General features: G+C 60.5%; 13 protein-coding genes and 2 pseudogenes. 5 read left to right on the top strand and 10 right to left on the bottom strand.

The genetic code is table 11. The features are described from left to right. Positions 1-61: 61 nt before the first annotated feature. From OKW28_RS10260 to OKW28_RS10250, 3 genes are read right to left on the bottom strand one after another with little or no spacing between them, the layout of a single operon-like run. A complete protein-coding gene (locus OKW28_RS10260) occupies positions 62-1,057 on the bottom strand; it encodes a tyrosine-type recombinase/integrase (RefSeq protein WP_429445226.1) in 996 nt (331 codons plus the stop codon). Beyond that, entirely contained in the window at positions 1,050-1,985 is a 936-nt protein-coding gene (locus OKW28_RS10255) for a tyrosine-type recombinase/integrase (protein WP_429445224.1), read from the bottom strand. The genes OKW28_RS10260 and OKW28_RS10255 overlap by 8 nt, the downstream gene beginning before the upstream one ends. Further along, entirely contained in the window at positions 1,982-3,229 is a 1,248-nt protein-coding gene (locus OKW28_RS10250) for a tyrosine-type recombinase/integrase (RefSeq protein WP_429445222.1), read from the bottom strand. The genes OKW28_RS10255 and OKW28_RS10250 overlap by 4 nt, the downstream gene beginning before the upstream one ends. Before the next feature lie 1,319 nt (positions 3,230-4,548). On the opposite strand from OKW28_RS10250, the gene OKW28_RS10245 reads away from it, so the two are divergent. From OKW28_RS10245 to tnpC (OKW28_RS10230), 4 genes are all read left to right on the top strand, one after another. Continuing rightward, on the top strand, positions 4,549-4,683 hold the full coding sequence (locus OKW28_RS10245) for a hypothetical protein (protein WP_429445220.1): 135 nt from the start codon (positions 4,549-4,551) through the stop codon (positions 4,681-4,683). Between the two features lie 684 nt (positions 4,684-5,367). Next, the gene (locus tag OKW28_RS10240; RefSeq protein ID WP_429442848.1) at positions 5,368-5,931 is read left to right on the top strand and encodes a transposase; all 564 of its coding nucleotides are present in this window, start codon (positions 5,368-5,370) and stop codon (positions 5,929-5,931) included. Further along, a complete protein-coding gene (tnpB, locus tag OKW28_RS10235; protein ID WP_090812713.1) occupies positions 5,907-6,263 on the top strand; it encodes an IS66 family insertion sequence element accessory protein TnpB in 357 nt (118 codons plus the stop codon). Before OKW28_RS10240 ends, tnpB begins: the two co-directional genes overlap by 25 nt. A gap of 30 nt (positions 6,264-6,293) precedes the next feature. After that, the gene (gene tnpC / locus OKW28_RS10230; protein WP_116117423.1) at positions 6,294-7,874 is read left to right on the top strand and encodes an IS66 family transposase; all 1,581 of its coding nucleotides are present in this window, start codon (positions 6,294-6,296) and stop codon (positions 7,872-7,874) included. A gap of 202 nt (positions 7,875-8,076) precedes the next feature. On the opposite strand, the gene OKW28_RS10225 is transcribed toward tnpC (OKW28_RS10230), so the two are convergent. The 5 genes from OKW28_RS10225 to OKW28_RS10205 form a co-directional block, all read right to left on the bottom strand. Then, a complete protein-coding gene (locus OKW28_RS10225) occupies positions 8,077-10,101 on the bottom strand; it encodes a sigma-54-dependent Fis family transcriptional regulator (protein ID WP_429445218.1) in 2,025 nt (674 codons plus the stop codon). 587 nt (positions 10,102-10,688) lie between these two features. Continuing rightward, positions 10,689-11,195: an acetone carboxylase subunit gamma gene (locus OKW28_RS10220; RefSeq protein ID WP_429445216.1), complete on the bottom strand. Its 507-nt coding sequence runs from the start codon at positions 11,193-11,195 to the stop codon at positions 10,689-10,691. A 74-nt stretch (positions 11,196-11,269) separates the two neighbouring features. Next, positions 11,270-13,594 carry a hydantoinase B/oxoprolinase family protein gene (locus tag OKW28_RS10215; RefSeq protein ID WP_429445214.1) on the bottom strand — a complete coding sequence of 775 codons (2,325 nt, stop codon included), beginning with the start codon at positions 13,592-13,594 and terminating at the stop codon, positions 11,270-11,272. Positions 13,595-13,604: 10 nt separating this feature from the next. Then, on the bottom strand, positions 13,605-15,752 hold the full coding sequence (locus OKW28_RS10210) for a hydantoinase/oxoprolinase family protein (protein WP_429445212.1): 2,148 nt from the start codon (positions 15,750-15,752) through the stop codon (positions 13,605-13,607). Positions 15,753-16,074: 322 nt separating this feature from the next. After that, the gene (locus OKW28_RS10205; RefSeq protein WP_429445210.1) at positions 16,075-18,099 is read right to left on the bottom strand and encodes a sigma-54-dependent Fis family transcriptional regulator; all 2,025 of its coding nucleotides are present in this window, start codon (positions 18,097-18,099) and stop codon (positions 16,075-16,077) included. Between the two features lie 534 nt (positions 18,100-18,633). Here OKW28_RS10205 and OKW28_RS10200 point away from each other — a divergent pair. Beyond that, positions 18,634-18,912 carry a hypothetical protein gene (locus OKW28_RS10200; RefSeq protein ID WP_429445208.1) on the top strand — a complete coding sequence of 93 codons (279 nt, stop codon included), beginning with the start codon at positions 18,634-18,636 and terminating at the stop codon, positions 18,910-18,912. Positions 18,913-18,982: 70 nt separating this feature from the next. Here OKW28_RS10200 and tnpC (OKW28_RS10195) read toward each other — a convergent pair. Both tnpC (OKW28_RS10195) and OKW28_RS10190 read right to left on the bottom strand, forming a co-directional pair. Beyond that, positions 18,983-19,831, bottom strand: a pseudogene (gene tnpC / locus OKW28_RS10195) (IS66 family transposase); the annotation flags it as partial. A gap of 1 nt (position 19,832) precedes the next feature. Further along, positions 19,833-20,168: pseudogene (locus tag OKW28_RS10190) on the bottom strand (transposase); the annotation flags it as partial. Positions 20,169-20,197 lie beyond the last annotated feature (29 nt).

Below are 20,197 nucleotides of genomic sequence, written 5' to 3'. Positions count from 1 at the left end.
CGTGCGGCGCCCGAGCCGCGATCCTGACAGGATCCGGCCGGCTGAACGCCACATAAAAAGCCTACAAGGACCGGAGAAACGCCATCAGCGCGGGATCTTTGGCCCACCGCCTGTTCGCCTTTCGATTGCTGGGGATAGTAAGCTGCGCCAGAGCATTGGCCTTCGTCTCCAAATCAATTTCGGCGTAAACGTTGGTCGTATCAATGGAGACATGACCAAGCCACGCCCGTACGGTGTTGATATCGACGCCGGATCGGAGCAGGTGGGTCGCAGTTGAATGTCTGATGCTGTGCGGGCTGACGCGCTTGGATGCGAGCGAGGGCATATTGGCTCGCGCCTTGACAGCGTAACGCTCCACGACTGCGTGAATGCCGAAACGCGTCAGGGGTTGCCCACAGCGATTGAGGAATACCCGTTCCTGCGGTGGACGTTGGCCCGCGAGGTTGCACAACTCTTGTGCGGTGTCGGGCCATAGCGGACACTGGCGCTGTTTGCGGCCCTTGCCGAGAACGCTCACGCTGCTGGAGATCGCATCGACGTTGCCGATCGTCAGGTGGGCCGCCTCGTCTGCCCGTGCACCGGCATTGTAGAGAAACAGCAACAGGGCGTAGTCACGGCGACCTTGAGATGTACGTCGATCTGGACAAGCAAGGAGCGCATCCATTTCAGGTTTGTCGAGATAGGGCACCACCGCTCTTGTAGTCTTCTTGTAGGGGATGCAGCGCAGCTGTGTGCACCATTGGATATGTTCCGGGCTGTGCTCGCCAACGAATCGAGCCAGAGCATGGATAGCAGCCAGGCGCTGATTCCGCGTTGCGACGCTGCATCCGCGACAGACTTCGATATCTGAGAGGAAGTCCCGGACGATCTCGGCCGACACATCTATCATTGCCAGCCGATCGACCGGTTTGTGGGCTCGACCTGAAACGAAAGGGATCAGTTGGCACAGCGCGTCGCGGTAGCTCTGCTGAGTGTTGCGAGCGAGGTTCCGCTCGCTGATCAGGTGCTCGAGCAGGAAGCGCCGGACCCAGGGTCCAAGAAGGGTTGTGTCACGCATGATCGTCGCCTCCCCGGGCGTAGCGCTCGAAACGTAAGCTCGCCTGCCGCAGCAACTCTGGCGTCATGGTCAGGTAGGGCTGGGTGGCGCCAATATGCACGTGACCAAGATAGGTTGCCAGCTGGGGCAGCAGGCGTTGCACATCGGCGCCTTCGCGATACCAGGAGACCAACCGGGTAACCGTATAGGTGTGCCGAAGGTCATGAAGTCGCGGCTGATACCGCGCACCATCGTCACGACGTACGTGTGCGCGTTCACGCAATTGTTTGAAGGCATACTCGGCGCCGGCTCTGGATAGACGCTGTCCGCGCTTCGTCAGCAGAAAGGCAGCGTCGGGGTCGAGTGGCGGGCATTTATTGCGTTCGACGGCGTACCCGGCCAGCACCGATGTCAGATCTGTTCCAGTCGGCACAACCCGTGTCTTGTAGAACTTGGTTTCACGAATGCAAAGGATTCCGGAGGCCAGATCGACATCTGCCAGATTCAGACCGACAGCCTCGCCGATGCGAAGCCCGGTACCATAGAGCAGTAGCAGGAGCGTGCGGCAGGTTAGCGATGACAGATTGCAGCGGTCACGATCAGCCGTCGCCGCGAGTAGACGCTTCATCTCTTCTCGCGAGTAGATGTACGGCACGAAGGTTCGGGGTTCCCTTGGTACCGTTAAGGGTAATGGCGAACTGGTGGTGTAGGTGCGAGCAATGGCAAAGCGGTAGAAGCCGCGCAGCGCGCTGAGCTTGCGATGCCAGAAAGCCGTGATGGGACCATTGCCGACAAGGAACGCATAGACACGATCGGCGTCGACCTCGCGCATATCGATGTCGCCGAGCGTTCGATGAAAGGACTTCAAGGTACGCGCCTCAGTGGCAAAGCGCATCCCCAGTGACTGTTTGTAGGCCACGTACGCGGCGACCGCTTCAGGCAGTTTCATAGCAAGTCTCCCAGGGCAAAGTCTGCAACGTGCCTCAGACCAGCCAGATCGACCTTGGCATAGGTGCGCGTTGCATGGGCGCTGCGATGACCCAGGTGGTCACCGATTTCCTTGAGTGAGAGTCCCTCTGCCACGAGGCGGGTCGCGCACGCGTGTCGAAGTGAATGCGGTCCACCACGACGGCAACTGACATCCAGAACTCGCAATCGTCGGTTGACCAGGTAGTGCAGACTCGTAGGCGCGAGCGGACGAAACGGGGCTCGTATGGTGAGAAACAAGGAGCGCGAGACAATATGAGGTCGCACCTGTTCCAGATATCGCAGAATTGCTTCACCTACCTCGACTGTAAGCGGGTAGTCCTGCTTGCTCCGCTGCTTTGGACGGCTGATGTGAAGGATGTCATGTTCCCAGTCCACGTCGTCCAGAGTCAGAGCAACGACTTCACTCCTTCTCAGCCCGTAGACCGCCAGGAGCAACAGAATGGCGCGGTCCCGAATATCTTGGGGACTGTCCGTATCGGTGCTGCGAATGAGTCGCTGCACGTCTTCCCACTTCGGCCCGGCTGGAAGCGTCTCGTGGCTGAACAGACGCGGTCCTTCGATACCGGCGGCGAGTTTCTTCGAGCACCAGGTTTGCTCACCGGCGTAGCGGAGGAAACTTCGCAGCGCGCCGGCAACGCTGACCATCGATACCCGGGACCAGCCTTGCAATCGTCTCAGTGCAAAAAAGGCGTCGACCTGTTCGAGTCGCATCTCGCCGATGCTGCTTCCTTGCTCGCTGAGCCAGGACAAAAACGCCTGAACGTGCCAGCATCGATTGTGGATCGTGTGTGACGACAGGCCGCGCTCCTCGCGCAAGTAGCTGTCAAACCGTTGAACAAGATCGCCGAACGGCGGCGTTTCAGGTTGCTGCTCCTGTAGTCGTCCCAGGAAGCGAAGCCAGGCCGTAGCGGTCCGAATAAACCGTTCCCGCGAGAACCTTCCCGTCAGGATTCGCTGATGCCGTCGCTGGTAACGAACCCAGCGATCGGCCGCCATCTCGACCTCCGCAGGCGGAATCAATCGCCCGTTGTCGAGCGCGATACGCTGGGAGATAGCCACGAGCTCAGGTGCAAGGCCCAACAACGTTGAATGGGCTGCACCACCCTGTGCGCAGTGGGCCAGATAGCGTTCTCGATCATCGGCCGATGGACCATTGCGATGACGAGCCAGTACACGAGGGTAATGAAACAACGTACCGAACATGATCGGATCTCCGAGTTATCCTTCGGATCTCCGACGCTACTCCGACGCCGATTTATGTGGCCTTCAATTGGCACGCGCCGCTGACGAACCTCGTCCCGTCCCCGCAAGACCACATTTGAGCCAACACCACATATCGCATCAAATGAGTTCGATCACATTTGATGCGGGAGATCTGCATGTCCGGTTCGATGAGCGGGGTGTGGAAACGGGGCTAAGGCGAGGTTACTCGGGCACCGCCAGACGAAAGGGGCGGCAACAGACAAACCGAACCTACCGCTACCGCGCCACATCTCGACTCTACCGGAAGTGTGGGTTCGCTGATGCAGGAAGCTGCCGCCCGGCTGCCCGATGTCGCCACCGTCGGCAATGGCCGACGACGCGACTGACATGATCGCGCGCGCGAAGGTCCGTTGTCTGGGCGGAGCCGGCATCCAAACGTCCGCGTGAAACCGTAGGCCATCGTCCGTCGTTGGCCGAACCTTGTCGATCATCCATCAATCGAACGGCACTTCCCATGAGCGGCAACAGGCGGACCCGCTGCCACCGTTCGGACCAACGCCGACGCCCCGTCCGCTTAAAGAAGTAAAGCAGCGCCAATTTGGGCGGCCCCTCCGATGATGCTGGGCGGACGATTACCAGGGTTCGGTCTGATCTGTCAAGATGGGGTCGCCCGATCGAACCGTTTGTGGCGAAAATGCACACTGCATTTTTTGCGCTGAATACTCCCGCAAACGATTGCGTATACTCTGTGCACCTCTTTCTCCGAGGCGCGCCCTATGCGGCAGGAATGGCTTGAATCTCTCCAGCGACTTAGCTGGAACGCTCCGATAACTTTGGCACTAGCGTCGGCAGCAGTCGGCTCTGTCGTGACGCTAGCGTGGATTTCGGCGCGAGATGCCCGGGAGCGCAGGCGTCAGCGACGCGACACTGCATTGGAGCTGGCGTTATCGCTGGAAAGCTACGCTCGAAGCTGTCGGACAATGATGCATAAGGCTGTTTGGGCGGCAGCGGAGCCGGTCGGCCCTATCAGCCGCGAAGCCAGCAAGGGCGTGTCCATCCCTGCTTTTGCCTATCCGGACAGGCTGCAGTGGCACGTCCTGAGCCGCCGAGTTATCTCCGAGTTGCGTGAATACCCGGCTACTGTGCACGCTGCCCGAGAGTACTTGGAGGCATTTCGGGAGTTCGGCGAGCCGATAGACCTTTGCGGTCAGGTCCAATATGAGTGTGCGAAGGCCGCGATGTCAGCACTCGCGCTGGCTAGAACCACGCGTAGGCGGCACAGTGCCGCTACGTGGAAACCGGGTGCCAAAGATTCAGCCATGGAGCGCGAACTGTCCGACTTCATCGCGACCGCTGAAGAAAAGCGCAAGGCGTCGCTCGAGCGTCGAACGGAATCCACACTTGGTCGGCGAGCTGACGCACAGCCGTTCAAACAACAACCGCTAAGCGCCTGAAACTTAGACCGGACAAAGGGATATCAATCTATCAGGCGCCTCGCGACCCTCAACATCCTGTGGTACTCACGAGAGGTTTGCGGCTGCTTCCAAGGTGTCAACGCTTTCGGCATGACGACAAGTCGTCGGCCATTGCAGACGCTCAGCTAACGACCCTCATCGGGCGGCTACACAGCGCTAACCGGCCGTTCGCCCGAGGCGGCTCCGGAGCGGCGACTCTCAAATCCGCGAACGCGTACTTACGACCCGTTTGAGCCGTTCGACACAGCGCTGCGTCACCGACAGCTTCCAAGGGCGGATTCAACCGGTCGATGCAATAGTTCGATGGAGTCGTTCAGCCGGCGTTGCTCACTCCACGGCCTTCGATGATCGACGAATCACTTTGTCCGGTCGCGAATGCGTACTATTGCCCCTGCGCGGGTTACAACTAGAGCGTAATGTGGTGGCTTTTTGCCCTTGGCAGCACTGAACGGCATGGGCGCGTATCTTCCGGCACGCACAAGCCTCTCGACAGATTGTTCGGCGAGCCATTCGCCGCATGAACCGGCGTTTAACTACGCAGTTTGCCGGCGACCAACGACCAAACATTGAGGATTTCATCCGTAAGCGATCCATTTTCGGCGTCTAGCCGCTGGGGACAGGAGCGAGGAGCATAGGTGTCCACCTATCCGGAGGTGGACACCTATGGCTGACAAAGATCCAGAGTTAAGAGTAGTTCGACGCAGCAGCGACGGTCGCCGTCGTTACGACGATAAAGGCAAGCGTGCGCTCGTTGAGGAAGCGCTGCGTTCTGGCGTGTCGGTTGCCCGCCTGGCGCAGGAGCACGGGATCAACGCCAACCTGCTACGCAAGTGGATCACGAAGTACCTTCTGGAGCGCGAGAAAGGCATCTCGCCGGCATCGCAGGATGATGCTACCGGCGAACAGGAACGTCCGCATGCCCCGGAGGAAATCGTACTGGAGGGCGCGCTCGCGGTGATTGATGGCGCGCCCATTGACATCCCGGGTTCGCGCAAACGCTCCCCACCTGTCGCCTCGCCCACGGCATTCGTGCCTGTCGTTGCAGCACCACCAGCACTGCCAACCGCACCGCCGTCACCATCGCCATCGCCATCGCTGACGCTCGCACTGCATGTGCGACTGTCCAACGGCGTCGAGTTTGATCTCGGCGAGGCGAGCATCGACGAACTGACCACCGTGGTCCAGATGCTGGGGAGGATGCCGTGTTCCGGTTCGACGAAGGCCTGAAGGTCTACCTGCATCGGGAACCCGTCGACTTCCGGTATGGCATGAACAGCCTGTCGATTCTCGTGGAGCAGGCCATGCATTTGAACCCGATGGATTCCTCGCTCTATGTGTTTACCAACCGGAGATGCGATCGCATCAAGATCCTGGGCTGGCAGGGCAACGGTTTCTGGCTCATGCTCAAGAGACTCGAGGCAAACGATCGCTTCGTGTGGCCTGACAGCGCGAACCGGGTCGCGACACTGAGCGTCGAGCAGTTGCACTGGCTTATCGAGGGCATCGACATTGCCGCAGTCCAGCGACATCCCAGTCGAAATTATGCACGCGTGAGCTGAACACGTCACCGGCGTGCCGGTCTAAGCGGTATGCCGATCAACGTGATCATCGACGCCGACGAACTCAAGGCACTGCTCGCGATGCGAGAGGCCTATGGTTCGCTTCAGCGCGATCATGAGGAGGTTCGCAGCGCACTGCGCCTCGTGACAGCTGAGCGCGATCTCGCCGAGGAACGACTGCGCGCTTACCGTCGCGAACTGTTTGGCGCGAAAAGCGAAGCGCGCGCCTCGGACCAGTTCGGCCTGTTCAACGAAGCCGAAGCGCTCGGCGCGAACGCCACTCCCGCGCAGGAAGATACCCCCGGAACCGAGGTCGCGGCCCACAAGCGCAAGAAGCGCGGCCACCGCAAGCCTCTCGATCCCAATCTGCCGCGTGATGTCGTGCGACACGAACTCCCTGAGGCAGAGCGCTTCTGCGATCACGACGGACACGCGCTCGTCGAGATCGGCGTCGAGATCAGTGAGCAGCTCAATGTCATTCCCGAGCAGTTGCGAGTCACCCAGCATCAGCGTATCAAGTACGCCTGCCCATGTTGCGATCTCGGCATCAAGGTTACGCCGGCACCGCCCCGTATCATCCCGCGTGGGCTGCTGAGTGAATCGGCGCTCGCGTGGATCGCCACCGGCAAGTACCAGTTCGGCATGCCGCTCTATCGCCAGGCCGGTCTGCTGCGTCGCTTCGGCGGCGACATCTCGTCGAACACGATTGCCGCGAGCATGGTCCGCGTCGGTCTTGCGACGCAACCCGTCATCAACCTGATGCGCGATGCGCTGCTCGATGCCGAACTGATCTACGGCGACGAGACGACGTTCCAGGTCCTGAAGGAGCAAGGGCGAAAGCCGCAAACGAAAAGCTATCTGTGGGCGCAGATGACCGGTTCGGGCATCCCCATCCGTTGCTTCACCTATACGCCAGGTCGTGGCGCCAGGCTGGCTGACAGGCTGTTTGCCGGTGTCCGTAAAGGTGCCGCCCTGATGACCGATGGATACGAACCCTACAACGGCATCGCTGAACAGTACCAGCTCGTGCACCTCGGATGCTGGACGCACGCAAGACGGTACTTTGTGAAGGCGGAAGACAATGTCCCCAAAGCAGCGCGCCCGCCCGATCTGCTCGCGACACGCTTCATCAGCCTGATCGGAAAACTGTTCGCGGCCGAAGCGCGAAGCCAGACGTGGACGGCTGGGCGACGACAGCGATTGCGACGACGATACAGCGCGTGCGTACTCGATGTTATCGAAAAGCTGATGCTTGAGCACTCGCCTGGCGTCGTGCCCAACAGTCTGCTCGGCAAGGCGCTGACCTATCTGCACGGGCAGTGGCCGAAGCTGATCCGTTACGTTGAAGACGGCAACTGGCCCATATCGAACAACCCTTGCGAAAATTCCATTCGCCCGTTCTGCCTGGGACGCCGCGGCTGGTTGTTTGCTGACACCGTCGATGGCGCAAACGCGAGCGCCAATCTCTACTCACTGGTCGAAACCTGCAAGGCGAACAGCATTGATCCGTATCGCTATCTCACCTGGCTATTACAGCGTCTCCCGCTGGCACAGACCGTCGACGACTACGACGCGCTCTTGCCCTGGAAGATGCCCATCGATCTCCGCTGACTGAGCCCTGTAACACATCTCATGAGAACCGCGCCCTTACTCTGAGGGGTGTCGTCAATGGATCGCGTACTTTCATCCGCGTCCCGGCGTGAGACACGTTGACTGTGCCTGCGTCCTGCGCGGACTACGCACCAGTCGCGCGCCTCGCTCAAACGCGCGCGATGCGCACCCTCGCCCGTACCATTGGCGGTAAGCGCGCCCCCTAACAGCCCTGCTCGCGGACTTCAACCAACGTGCGATCCAATCCATATTTCCTGAGCTTTTGATACAGCGTGCTCTTCGCTATACCCAGATGCCTTGCCGCAGACGTCAAGTTCCCGTGCGAGACGAATATTGCGTTGCGAATCGCTCCCTGCTCTGTCGCCTCCAGTGTTACCCGTTCGTCGCAGGAAGGCAGCTCATCGTATGTGGAGCGGATCGACGCATTGTTCGTGCGCAGTTCTGGCGGCAAATCGTCCGACGTCAGAACCGCTGCGCTTGCTGTGAGAAGCATGCTCTCGACCACGTTGTGAAGCTCCCTGACGTTCCCTGGCCACGAATAAGCGCTAAACGCCGCAAGCACATCGTCGTCCATCGCAGGAATCGCCCTACCTTGCTCCGTCGCAAACTCGCGGACAAGGTATTCGGTGAGACGGCGAATGTCGCTTGGCCGGTCGCGCAACGGCGGAATGCGAATGCTGGTCACGGCGACGCGATAGAAAAAATCCATTCGGAAGCGCCCTTCCGCGACCTCCGTTCTCAAGTCGCGATTGGTCGCTGCAATGAGACGAAAAGTCACTGACCTGGGCACGGTTTCACCGAGCCGATAGATCTCTCCCTGTTCGAGTACGCGCAGAAAATGTGGCTGCAGATCCACCGGCATTTCTCCAATCTCGTCGAGAAACAGGGTTCCGCCGTTAGCCGCTTCGATCTTGCCGAGCGCGCCCCCGCGCCGTGCCCCGGTGAACGCTCCATCACCGTAGCCGAATAATTCGCTCGCCAGCAGTTCGCGCGACAAGCCGCCGCAGTTAAGCGCAACGAACGGGCCGTCCTTCGCCGGGCTCGCATGATGGATGCCCTTCGCAAACAGTTCCTTGCCCACCCCTGTCTCGCCGAGCAGCACGACGGGCGCGCGCGAGCGGGCGATCTGCCGTGCCTTGCCGATGGCCTCGAGCAATGCCGGGGCTTCGCCAAGGATACGTTCGAAGCCAGCCGCCGATTCTCTATCAGCCCCGCAGCGGGACGCGCTGCCGACGCCACCCGCGACGCCGCGACGCGGCCCGAAGGGTACGATCAGCAAGCTGCCAATACGTCTACCGTCTTCGACCACCGGTTCGATCCAGTCGGACTGGATCCAGTAAGGTAGATCGACGGGCGCTGCGCCGGCGAACGGGGAGTCGGTGGCGAGCGCCAGGATGCGCCTTGGCCGGGCAAGCGAAAAATCCCCGCCGACTGCCGCGATAGCGGCCTCGGCGTTTTCATTGGCCTTGATGGGGTAGCCACCATGATCGAACACAACGGCGCCGTCGGACGCGAGCCTCGCCAGGCGGCTCATGCATCGATCGAGCAACAGATAGCGAAGCTCCATCGTGCGTGCCGCCAGTCGGCTCTCGATCCGGCTGGCGGCCGTGACGACCAGCGCCAGGCTGTGCCGATTGTAGGATTCGGACAACCCGGACACGTCGATGACGCCGACAATCGTGCCATCACGCGGATCGCGAATCGCGTTGGCCGAGCAGGTCCAGCGCTTGATGCCAGCGCAAAAGTGTTCGGCGGAATGGATCTGCACGGGCTGGCCGACCTCGATGGCGGTACCGATCGCGTTGGTGCCACAGATCATCTCGTTCCAGGACGCGCCGGGCAGCAACTGAATCCCGTGCGCCGAAGCAATGGCGGCCGGGTCGCCTTCAAGGTTCAAGATGGTGCCGGCCGGCTCGGCAAGGGCCATGACCGTTTCGGTCTGCGCGAGAAAATCACGTGCGTGCGCCATCACCGGTGCACTTGCCTCAAGCAGATCGCGGTGATTGCGCTGCAGCGAGTACAGCAAGTGCTCGTCAAGTGGCGGCGGTGCATGGCCCAGCCGGGGATCGACCTGTCGCTCGACGCAGCGATGCCACGACGTGTCGACAAGGTGCCGCACAACGCTGTGCGGTGCTTCCCCGCCACTCAGGAACCGCTCCCAGGCCGCCATGATGACCGCTTCGTCGCCCGGGTTCGAGAACATCTGAGTGGCATCTGGTGTGCTCATAACTTGTCTCCTTCTCCATGCCCTGCCGCAGGTCTCCGCCGACAATGTCGCGCACTCACGTCGGTCCGCAAGGCCGTCTCGAGGGTAAGTTGTTGTCCATCCGAGGTTCACGTGTACCTGAGTCAGGCTCTGCTCAATGTGCCGTGGGGATCGCACTGCATTTCCAGTGCGCCGCAACATGAGAGGCGTGATCGGCTCCGGCAAGGAAATCGGCAAGAACAATGCCAATGCAAGAATGCAGCCGGAGGAAGGCCGGCCCGCCGCCGGGCGGCCGATTTCCGAACGAACCTTGAAAAGGCACCGTTCGATTTTCGAACGGTGGCGCCTCGCCGTTCGCGGGCGTGAATGGCGATTTTTTGCGGCGCATCAAACTGGACGGCGTAGGAGGCGGCGGATGAAGTCAGTGAAATGCGCGCATTGCGCGTCATAGCCGTACTAGCGACGGTTGCGCCGAGCTCTCAGATCTGTTCTCGGAGTACGCGGCCTGACAAGCCCGTCGCGCGGGGGCGCCAACCAGTGGCATGGCACCGCCCTGCGGGATAACCGGGCGCGAGACGGCCGCGCCCTCTGTGTGCCACGCTCAAGCGTCAGGCAGCGCGCTCAGGCACCGGCAACTGCAACCAGTCCTTGTAGAACGCCTCTATATTCGGCTCGAAATCATGAATCACCGGATACCACGGCGTCGGTGCTTCGACGTCGTGCATGGTGCCGCAACTCGGGCAGAAATACTCACGGTAGACCTGCCATTGGGTATCGGGCGCCATGAGCTTCGGATAGACCTCCAGCATTTCCTCTTCGGTATCCCGCACATGGACAAGCGCATGCAGCTTCCAGTTCTCACGGTAGTCGCAGAACTCGTGACCGCAATCGCACTTGACAACCCATTGCTTGCTCTTCGCGGCTTGCACGATATGCAGGTGAGGTCCGAGCGGCAAGACGATCCTGTCGGGAAACGAAACTTTTCCCTGTAGTACCTCGAGGTACTGGCTAAAGCGTTCGTGGTCCTTCGGCATGGACAACATACGCACGGTCGTATCCCAGTCGAGTCGGCCGTCGACCAGATTGCTGACCTGCTCTTTCGTGTAAGTAGACATTTCGGTGCTCCTTGATTCCGGATCTGTTCAATATCGGCACTAGGCCCAATGGCTGGTGCCGTTAGCGGGACGGGTTACTCTTCGACCTGAACCACCGTGGTCACGTCGGGCAGCAATGACAGGTCCATGCGGTACTTCGAGCCGTAGGACGGGACGTCGAGCTCTGCCTCGGTCAGATTCCAGTCTTCGGGCAGGTCCCAGAACTTGCGGAACTGGTTGAGGAATTTTTCCGACAACCCGAAGCTGGTCGCGAACATATGGCGCACCGGCCGCGAAGCGTGTTTGGTGAGGATGCGCTCGCGCTCCTCTTTCATCCATTCACGCGTCGGCAGGGAACGCGCAAGCCGCTCCTTGCGGATTTCGCCACGGCGCTTCACCGTCTTTTGTGCATCGACCGTCCACACCCCGGCCGCATCCTGCAACAGCACCGCTCCATACACCTTCTCTGCATACTCCGGAAGCAGGAAGCTATTTTTGAGGTCCTTCGCAATGGCTTCAGGCTCGCGGTCGAGCGGGTCGCCAAACCCTGGACCGCCACGCAGGTAGTTGAGGTAAAGGTCGTGGTTTTCGTAGCAATCTTCCGTGGTCATGCACTGCTTGTCGCGCTTGACCTTCGAAGTCGCGACGATGTGGTGCTCATAGTCCGGAGCGTCGGGGTTCAGGTCGCCCCCAAGCGGCAGCGAAAGCGATTGCGCGATCCGCTCCTTCAGGCCCGTCTTGTGGGCCTCAAACCGGTAGCCGGTGGCCGCGGGATACCCGCCCATGAACCCCCAGTCGCTGTTCATGTAACCGTTGCCCATAAAGAACATCGTCCAGTCCTGCGCCTTCCAGACCATGCGCAGGGTTTCGAAGCCACACCCGCCGCGGTACTTGCCGTAGCCGCCCGAATTGGCTTTCACGTTGCGCCCGAGATAGAGCAGTGGTTCGGCCATCTCCCAGATCTCGATGTCACCCATGTCGCCTTCCGGATTCCAGATGGCTGCGGCGTGATTGAGACCGTCCTTGATGGCGCCCGCGCCCGTCCCGCAGGAGGAGGCCTCGAAGCTGTTGACCGCATGCACCTCGCCATCCTGGTTGATGCCCCCGCCTTGCAGCCAGTTCGACGTATTGGCGTTGCCGGCGTTGACTTCCTCCAGATAGCCGCGGCTGAAGTACGCCTGTCCGAGGCCGCGCCAAAGTGCGCTCCACCCCGACACGAGGAAGTGCCACGCATACGCATGGCCTGTGCGGCGGTCATCCGGGTTCATCCAGGTGCCCTTCGGTAGGTGAAACTCGGTGCCGAAGTAAGCGCCGTCGTTGATGCGCTGGGTTGGCACCAGCGTCTGGGTCATCATCACCCAGATGCCACTCGTAAAAGCGACGTGATGGGCATTGAAGGTATGCCAGCCCCAGCGGCTCGCGCCCTCGAAGTCGAGCCGCCACGTGGCATCGGGCCGGATCGTCATTTCCACCGGCGAGTGCATGATGGTGTCGATCTTCGCAAACGCGGAGGGCGTCTGGATATCGTCATGCGAATACGGCACGTCCACGAAGGAGACCTTGCGGTACGTGCCAGGCAGCGTCATCGCCTTGATGCGGCTTTGCAACCCGCGCCGCCCCTCTTCGATCACCTCGTAGCTGAACTTCTCATAGGCTTCCAGTCCCTCGGCCGTGACGATTTCCTCGACCATGTTTCGAATCATGTGGCAACCGGCAATCCGCGTACGCTCGTCAAGGATCCAGTATTTAGGCGTGCGGACCGAACGCTGGCTCTCGTGGAGCCAGTCGCGCAACGGCGTATCGTTCACGCCGGTCTTGCGGCAGGTGATCTGATAGCCGTCGCCGAAGCGCTGCACCTGGCCCGTCGACATGGAACCCGGCGTCACCGCACCGGTATCGATCACGTGCGTCACGCCCCCCACCCAGCCGATCAGCTTGCCGGCCGAGAAGATCGGTACGATGGTCGCAATGTCGCAAGGATGAACGTTGCCGATCGAGCAGTCGTTATTGGTGAACATGTCGCCCGGGTTGATGCCCGGGTTGTCCTCCCAATTGTTCTCGATCATGTACTTGATGGCGGCGCCCATCGTGCCGACGTGAATGATGATGCCGGTCGAGGTCAGTACGCAGTCGCCGACCGCGTTGTACAGCGTAAAGCACAGCTCGCCTTCCTGTTCCACGATCGGCGACGCTGCAATCTTCTTCGCGGTTTCGCGAGCGTGCACCAGTCCGCCGCGAATCTTTGAGAAAAGTTTCTCGTAGCCAATCGGGTCCTTCTCGCGCAACTCGAGCCGTTTGAGTCCGTTGTAATGACCGGTCTCGCGGGTGCGGGTCATGATCTCGGCCCGAAAAGCCTTGAGCGTCTTGCCGTCGCCGAGCAACCCTGCGTTGCCCAGCTCCTTCGATGTCATCATGTTCATTTCCGTCTCCTCACTTGACTTCTTTCAGGTGGAACAGGCGATGCTTGTCGAGTGTCGTCTCGAAGCCGTCTGGAACCACGAAGGTGGTGGAAGCGGACTCGATGATCGCCGGTCCCACAATACGGTTGCCGGCCAGCAGCGATTCCATCTGCCAGATGGCGGCGTCGACCCACTTCTTGTGGCGATAGAACGGGCGCTTGCCCAGATACGCGGACTTGGGCGCTGCAACACCTGACTCCGGATCTTCCGGCAGCACCGGCTTCTGGGTCGCGACGAGGCCTCGCATGATCGCGCCGGTCGCGCTGAAGCCAAGCTCTGGCGAGCGTGCGGAGCTCGCATAGACGCGCGAGTAGGTTTCCTCGAACGCCTCGGTGATCTTTCTCCAGTCTTCCGCAGTCGTTGCGCTACTGATCGGTGCCGTTATCTCCAGGTCGTTCAACTGCCCCATGTACTGCATCCGGTAGCCGGGCAGCAAGGTGATGTCCTCCGGCTTGAAGCCGTTGATCACGAACTCTTCGACGACCTTGTCCGCCAGCTCCCGCCACGCTTCCTGGATGACCGTCGAGGCCGCCGCCTTCTGTTCGTCAGGAGCGTCCGGTGCAACCGCGATATCGACGCTCTTGTCGTAGCGATACTCGAAGTCGGCGCATGCGCAGCCGAATGCGGAAAATCCAGCGGCCCACGCAGGCACGATGACGTCCTTGAAGCCGAGACCTTCCGTATAGCCGTACGTGTGGACCGGACCGGCTCCGCCGTAAGAGAAGCACACGAAGTCGGTCGGGTTGTAGCCCTTGGCGCTGATGTTGGAACGCAGATACTCATGCAGGCTGAGGTCGAGCAGTTCGATGACGCCCGCAGCGGCGTCTTCCACCGACAGCCCGAGCGGATCGGCGATCTGTGCCTTGATGTGCTGGCGAGCGCGTTCGACGTCGAGCTTGATGGCGCCACCGAGGAAGTTATGGGGATTGAGATAACCCAGCACAACGTGGCAGTCGGACACCGATACAGTGTCGAGCCCACTCTCGGGCCAGCAGGTGCCAACGCGATAACCTGCGCTGTCCGGACCGAGCTTGATGGAACCGCTATACGGATCGAGGCGCACAAAGCTGCCGGCGCCCGCCCCCACCGAATCCATCGCAACCAGCGGCAACGACAGCACGAGACGGGCCATGTCCGGGTCGGAGGCAATCGCAAAGTTGCCTTTGGTGATCAGCGCCATGTCGAAGCTCGTGCCACCGATATCGCTGCAGGCAATATTCTCGTAACCGAGCTTCTCACCCAGCAGCTTCGAACCGATGACCCCACCAATCGGTCCGGACACGATGGTACGAGCAAGCTCCTTGGCCTTCCAGCTAATGGTGCCGCCATGTGTGGCCATCACGCGCAGGTCGAACTTCGCGCCGTGCTTCCTGAAACGGTCGCTGACCTTCTTGAGTGTTTGCCGCGACGGTTCAGCCGCATAGGCTTCGAGAATCGTGGTGTTCGTGCGATGACTTTCCTTACGCGACGGGTAGTAGTCGACCGAGGCGAAAACGGGCACGTCGACGCCGATCTTCTTCAGTTCATCGCGGCATACATCGCGAGCGCGCTTCTCGCTCGTTTCGTTCTTGTGGGACTGGAGCAGACAGATGACGATTGCCTTCGATCCGGCGTGCACGAGTTCCCGCGTTGCCTTGCGTACTTCATCTTCACGCAGGGGAATCACGATTTCGCCCTGGACATCGGTACGCTCCGTGACACCGCGAGTGCGCGCAAGCGGGACAAGCGGTTCGTCGTAGCGGTGGGTGTTCAGGTGGATGCGTTCTTCCAGAGCGTAGCCGAGATAGCTCTGAATGGCCCGCCCCATCGAGTGAATCTGTTCGAAACCTCGATTGCAGATAAGGCCGACATCCAGGCCTTTACGCTGAACAACGCGATTGAGCATCGCGGTGCCGGAGTAGACGCACGTAACAAGTTCGGGGTACACGTCGTCGACCTCACGGTTCCACTGAGCCAGCGCATCATGCGACGACTCGAGGATCGCCAACGACTCGTCCGCTGGATTGCTTTGGGCTTTGCCGACAACGAACCGGCCATCCGAGCGCACGAAGAAGGTATCGGTCATCGTGCCACCGGCATCGATGCCCAATACCTGGACGTGTGAAAGTTGCTGTTCCATTAGTGTCTCCAGCTCTGCTTGATTGAACATCGCCTCAACGAGGAGGCGCGATGCGAAGCGAAGCGAGCACGGCGACTCGCTTCGGAGGAGATATTTGCAAGGGGTATGCCACTGACCGCCGAACTCGGGTTTTGTCGGCAAGCTATTGACTGGATTGACTTTTCTGGATGTCTGGCGATGTGCCCGCGGCGGACGACGGGTTCACGCAACGACCGGTTCCGCGACGGTCAGGCGTTTGAAGAGCGGAATCCGAACGCTCGTCTGACGGGCCTGTAAAGCACAGAAATTCACACCACGGCGGCGCATTTAACCAGGCTCTACGTCATCGAATGATGTGCCGGGTGACTCCTAGGTCCCGCGCCAGGGCGTACTTTCTGATCTTCAGATACAGCGTGCTTTTAGCTATGCCAAGCTGTGCAGCCGCCTGGGTCAGGTTGCCTTCGCTTTGCTGGATCGCCATCCGGATCGACTCTGCTTCTGCCATTTCCAGCGAGCACACCTTCTGGCGTGTAAGCTCGGCCCCGGTGGAGGATGCCGCCTGTCTGGCACCCGCAGAAGCTGCGCAGGCGCCTACCTCGGGTGGAAGATCGCTCACGGTAATCACGCCACCTTGCGCCATGAGCACCGCGCCCTCGATCGCATTGCGCAGCTCACGCACGTTGCCGGGCCATGCATAGTTCAGCAGGCAGTCATAGGCCGCATCGTCGAACACGGCATCGGCCACGCCGTAACGTTCGCGTAAGACGTGCAACCAGTGTTCAAGCAGGCTTGGCAAGTCAGTCTTGCGTTCGCGCAGCGGCGGGATCGAGATGTTGGTGACGGCCAGCCGGTAGTACAGGTCCATGCGGAATTTGCCGTCAGCGACATCTGCACGCAGATCGCGATGCGTTGCAGCGACGAGGCGGAAATCGACCTTGCGAGCCGTGTTCTCGCCCAGCCGGTATATCTCTCCTTCTTCCAGCACACGCAGCAGATGTGGCTGGATGTCGAGAGGCATTTCGCCGATTTCGTCGAGGAACAGCGTGCCGTGATTCGCAGCTTCGATTTTCCCTGTCATCCCGGATTTACGTGCGCCGGTAAACGCCCCTTCCGCGTAACCGAAGAGTTCGCTCGTTAGCAGATCGCGGGACATGCCGCCGCAATTCAGCGCGATGAAAGGGCCGCCGGCCCTCACGCTCGCCTGGTGGATGCCCTGCGCAAACAATTCCTTGCCCACGCCCGTTTCGCCGACGAGCAGTACAGGGACCGATGCTTTCGCAAGCTGCTGCGCTTTCTGGATCGCCGCACGCAGTGCGGGGCTCGTGCCGACAATGCGGGAGAACGCCGGTGCGGCCATCGACTCGGCGGCAAGTGGCAAGTCAGACAGCAAGGCGGCGCGCCGGGCGGCGGCCGGGGCGATCAGCATGAAGCCGAGCGTGTCGCTGCCTTCCGAGACCCTTTCGATTTGCGCCAGACGCAGCCACGCCGCCGATTGCGGCGACATCGAGCCGACCGCGATCCTCGCGATGTCCGGGATGGGAAAAGCGCCTTCCAGTGCGCCCGATATGCCAAGCCGGGCAAATGCGGCCGGCGCCTGCGGATTCGCTCTGACGAGGCGTCCGCAATCGTCCACGACAATCACGCCGTCCGTGCGCCCGGAGCAATAGGCCATGCAACGTTCCATCAGCCGCAGTCGCCGCTCCATGGCGAACTTGCCGAGGCTGCTCTCGATCCGCCCGGCCATTGAGACGATGAACGCCAGACTATGCTGGCTGTAGGTTTGCGCAAGCCCCGAGACATCCAGAACGCCGAGTACCGTACCGTCGAGCGGATCGCGGATTACCGTGGCCGAGCACGTCCACCGTTTGATCGGCGCACAGAAATGCTCGGAGCCATGAATCTGCACGGGCTGCTGCAACACCAGGGCGGTACCGATCGCATTGGTCCCACAACTGAGTTCGTTCCAGGCGCAACCGGGGATCAAGTGAACCTCGCCGGCCGGTTCCATGATGCGCGTGTCTCCGGCAAGTTCGAGAATCATCCCATCTGGATCCGCTAGCAGCAGGACGGTCCCCGTCTGCGAAAGGAACTCGCGTGTCTGATGGATAAACGGCACGCTGACACGCATCAGGCGGTCGTTCCTGACGCGCAAGTCGAAGAGCGGCCCTTCTTCCAGCGGAGGTGGAGCGCCCGCCGTATCGGGATCCACGCGGCCGTCCATGCATCGGTGCCAGGATTCGTCAACCATCCCACGCAGCGCACCCGTGGGCGAGTAGCCACCTTGAATCAGACGCTCCCAAGCAGCCATGACGCTGGTGTCGCGCTCCGGACTGGCAAACCAGTCCATTGGCGTACCTATCTCTTTCATGCTGTCTCCGTATGAGCACGAGTACATCACCCGATCAGCGGGTTAGCTCTGCGTCCGGCATCTTTTTGCGCCTGAAACACGATTGCCTGAACTGACGCCCGGTCACCGCTTGCATGTGTCGTACATCGCCCGTCGTCGGACCGGGCATGCTCGATGGCGATAACGAAGGAAGCGGTTCCGAACACCTCGCCAGATCGCACAGGCCGAGGCACGCGCGGGGCGCGTCGGTCAGCACTTCCCGGAGTCGTCGCTGCTCATCAGCGTTCCATAGCGGCGCAGGCGTCTGTCCAAATTCTATCCCCGAAATACAGGACCGTCCGAAATTCGAACGCTTCGAACGGCTTACGTACGTCAGGGTGGCGCCGACCTCCAGAAAATACCAACGAAATCAATGCCTTGAAATATTTCGCCGAACCCGGCGCGATCTATGCGTCTGACGTGGCAAAGACCGGTGGCAGCGCTTTTTCAGCGTTCGGTCTGGTAGCGAAAAATACTCGCCGCTGCGCAACGTAAATGAGGTCCGAGGAGAAAGCAATGAACACCGGTGAGAGGTCCCTGCATTTGCTGATCGATAAATGGCTGGCACCCACCCCAGGGATGCCGGTTCACGTCGTACGGTTGAGTCACAAAGGTACGAGTCCTCGACGTTGCGTATGCGTCGAGGCGTTGCGTCCAGGTGGCTTGCTTGCGATTCTTTTTTTCAGACACGATGACGGTTCATGGTGTGTGTTCCCCCCCGCCCCTGCCAGACCAACCATGAGGTTTGATCCGCTTCAGAAGTGCGCGACCGATCATGGCTGCACTGCCTCATGAACGTATGCGGTCCACGAACGACGCCACTCAGAGGTGCTCTGAGGCGTAAATTGTGTGGCCGGGAGAAGGGTCAGCGGAGATTGGCGGGCATCCTCCACGGCAACAGCGCGTCGTAGTCGTCGACGGTCTTCGCCAGTGGCAGACGTTGGAACAGCCAGGTGAGGTAGCAGTACGGGTCGATGCCGTTGGCTTTTGCTGACTCGACCAGCGAATAAAGATTCGCACTCGCATGTGCGCCAGCAACTGTATCGGCAAACAGGAAGCTTTTGCGTGCGACGACAAACGGGCGAATGGAATTTTCGCAGGGATTGTTCGATATGGGCCAGTTGCCGTTCTCGACGTATCGGATCAGCTTGGGCCACTGTCCATACAGATAGGTCAGCGCCTTGCCGAGTAAACTTTGCGGCACGACGCCGGGCAACTGTTCAAGCATCAGCTTTTCGATGACATCCAGCACGCGTGGACTGTATCGTCGTCGCAATCGCTGTCGTCGTTCAGCCGGCCACGTTTCACTGCGCGCCTCCGCTGCGAACAGCTTGCCGATCAGGTTGATGAAGCGTGTGGCGAGCAGATCGGCGGAGCGGGCCGCCCTGGGCACGTTATCTTCGGCCTTGACCAGATACCGTCTCGCATGAGCCCAGCATCCGAGGTGCACGAGCTGATACTGTTGCGCGATGCCGTTGTAGGGCTCGTATCCGTCGGTCATCAGAACCGCACCCTTGCGAATGCCGGCGAACAGTTTGTCGGCCAGCTTCGCGCCGCGACCAGCCGTATAGGCGAAACAGCGGATGGGTGTTCCCGATCCGGTCATTTGCGCCCAGAGATAGCTTTTCGTTTGCGGCTTGCGCCCTTCTTCCTTCAGGACCTGGAACGTCGTCTCGTCGCAGTAGATCACGTCAGCCTCGAGCAACGCGTCGCGTCAGTGTGCCCGATATCTGCTGAGGTGACCATTTCCACTCGAGCAGAGTGAGAACGATGCGCCAGCAGACGCTTTGCAGGCAAAGCTTTGGGGGGCGGCGACCCGCGCTGCGGCGTGCGGCACTGAGCGCTTCAGCCGACACGGACGCGTAGCCAGCAGGCAAGCTGTTTCGCGCCAGTTCACGGCTAACGGTGGCTGGCGAGCGACCGAGTATCCGGGCCATGGCCCGGATACTCGAACCCTGCAGATGCAGACTTGCAATGATCAGGCGCTCTTCAGGCTGAAGTTGTTGATACGTAAGCGCCTCATCTCGGCCGTTCTCTAAGCAGCCATAAATGGAGGTAATTTGGTTCCCACCAAATTTTT

This window comes from Paraburkholderia sp. 40 (assembly GCF_050434105.1).
GTDB lineage: Bacteria > Pseudomonadota > Gammaproteobacteria > Burkholderiales > Burkholderiaceae > Paraburkholderia > Paraburkholderia tuberum.
Note: the sequence above shows the minus strand (reverse complement) of the source record. Positions and strands in the feature narration are given on the sequence as shown.

Excerpts from the sequence above, each read along its gene's own strand:
- OKW28_RS10260 (WP_429445226.1), bottom strand. The coding sequence starts at position 1,057 with ATGCGTGACACAACCCTTCTTGGACCCTGGGTCCGGCGCTTCCTGCTC.
- OKW28_RS10255 (WP_429445224.1), bottom strand. The coding sequence starts at position 1,985 with ATGAAACTGCCTGAAGCGGTCGCCGCGTACGTGGCCTACAAACAGTCA.
- OKW28_RS10250 (WP_429445222.1), bottom strand. The coding sequence starts at position 3,229 with ATGTTCGGTACGTTGTTTCATTACCCTCGTGTACTGGCTCGTCATCGC.
- OKW28_RS10245 (WP_429445220.1), top strand. The coding sequence starts at position 4,549 with ATGGAGCGCGAACTGTCCGACTTCATCGCGACCGCTGAAGAAAAGCGC.
- OKW28_RS10240 (WP_429442848.1), top strand. The coding sequence starts at position 5,368 with ATGGCTGACAAAGATCCAGAGTTAAGAGTAGTTCGACGCAGCAGCGAC.
- tnpC (WP_116117423.1), top strand. The coding sequence starts at position 6,294 with ATGCCGATCAACGTGATCATCGACGCCGACGAACTCAAGGCACTGCTC.
- OKW28_RS10225 (WP_429445218.1), bottom strand. The coding sequence starts at position 10,101 with ATGAGCACACCAGATGCCACTCAGATGTTCTCGAACCCGGGCGACGAA.
- OKW28_RS10220 (WP_429445216.1), bottom strand. The coding sequence starts at position 11,195 with ATGTCTACTTACACGAAAGAGCAGGTCAGCAATCTGGTCGACGGCCGA.
- OKW28_RS10215 (WP_429445214.1), bottom strand. The coding sequence starts at position 13,594 with ATGAACATGATGACATCGAAGGAGCTGGGCAACGCAGGGTTGCTCGGC.
- OKW28_RS10210 (WP_429445212.1), bottom strand. The coding sequence starts at position 15,752 with ATGGAACAGCAACTTTCACACGTCCAGGTATTGGGCATCGATGCCGGT.
- OKW28_RS10205 (WP_429445210.1), bottom strand. The coding sequence starts at position 18,099 with ATGAAAGAGATAGGTACGCCAATGGACTGGTTTGCCAGTCCGGAGCGC.
- OKW28_RS10200 (WP_429445208.1), top strand. The coding sequence starts at position 18,634 with ATGAACACCGGTGAGAGGTCCCTGCATTTGCTGATCGATAAATGGCTG.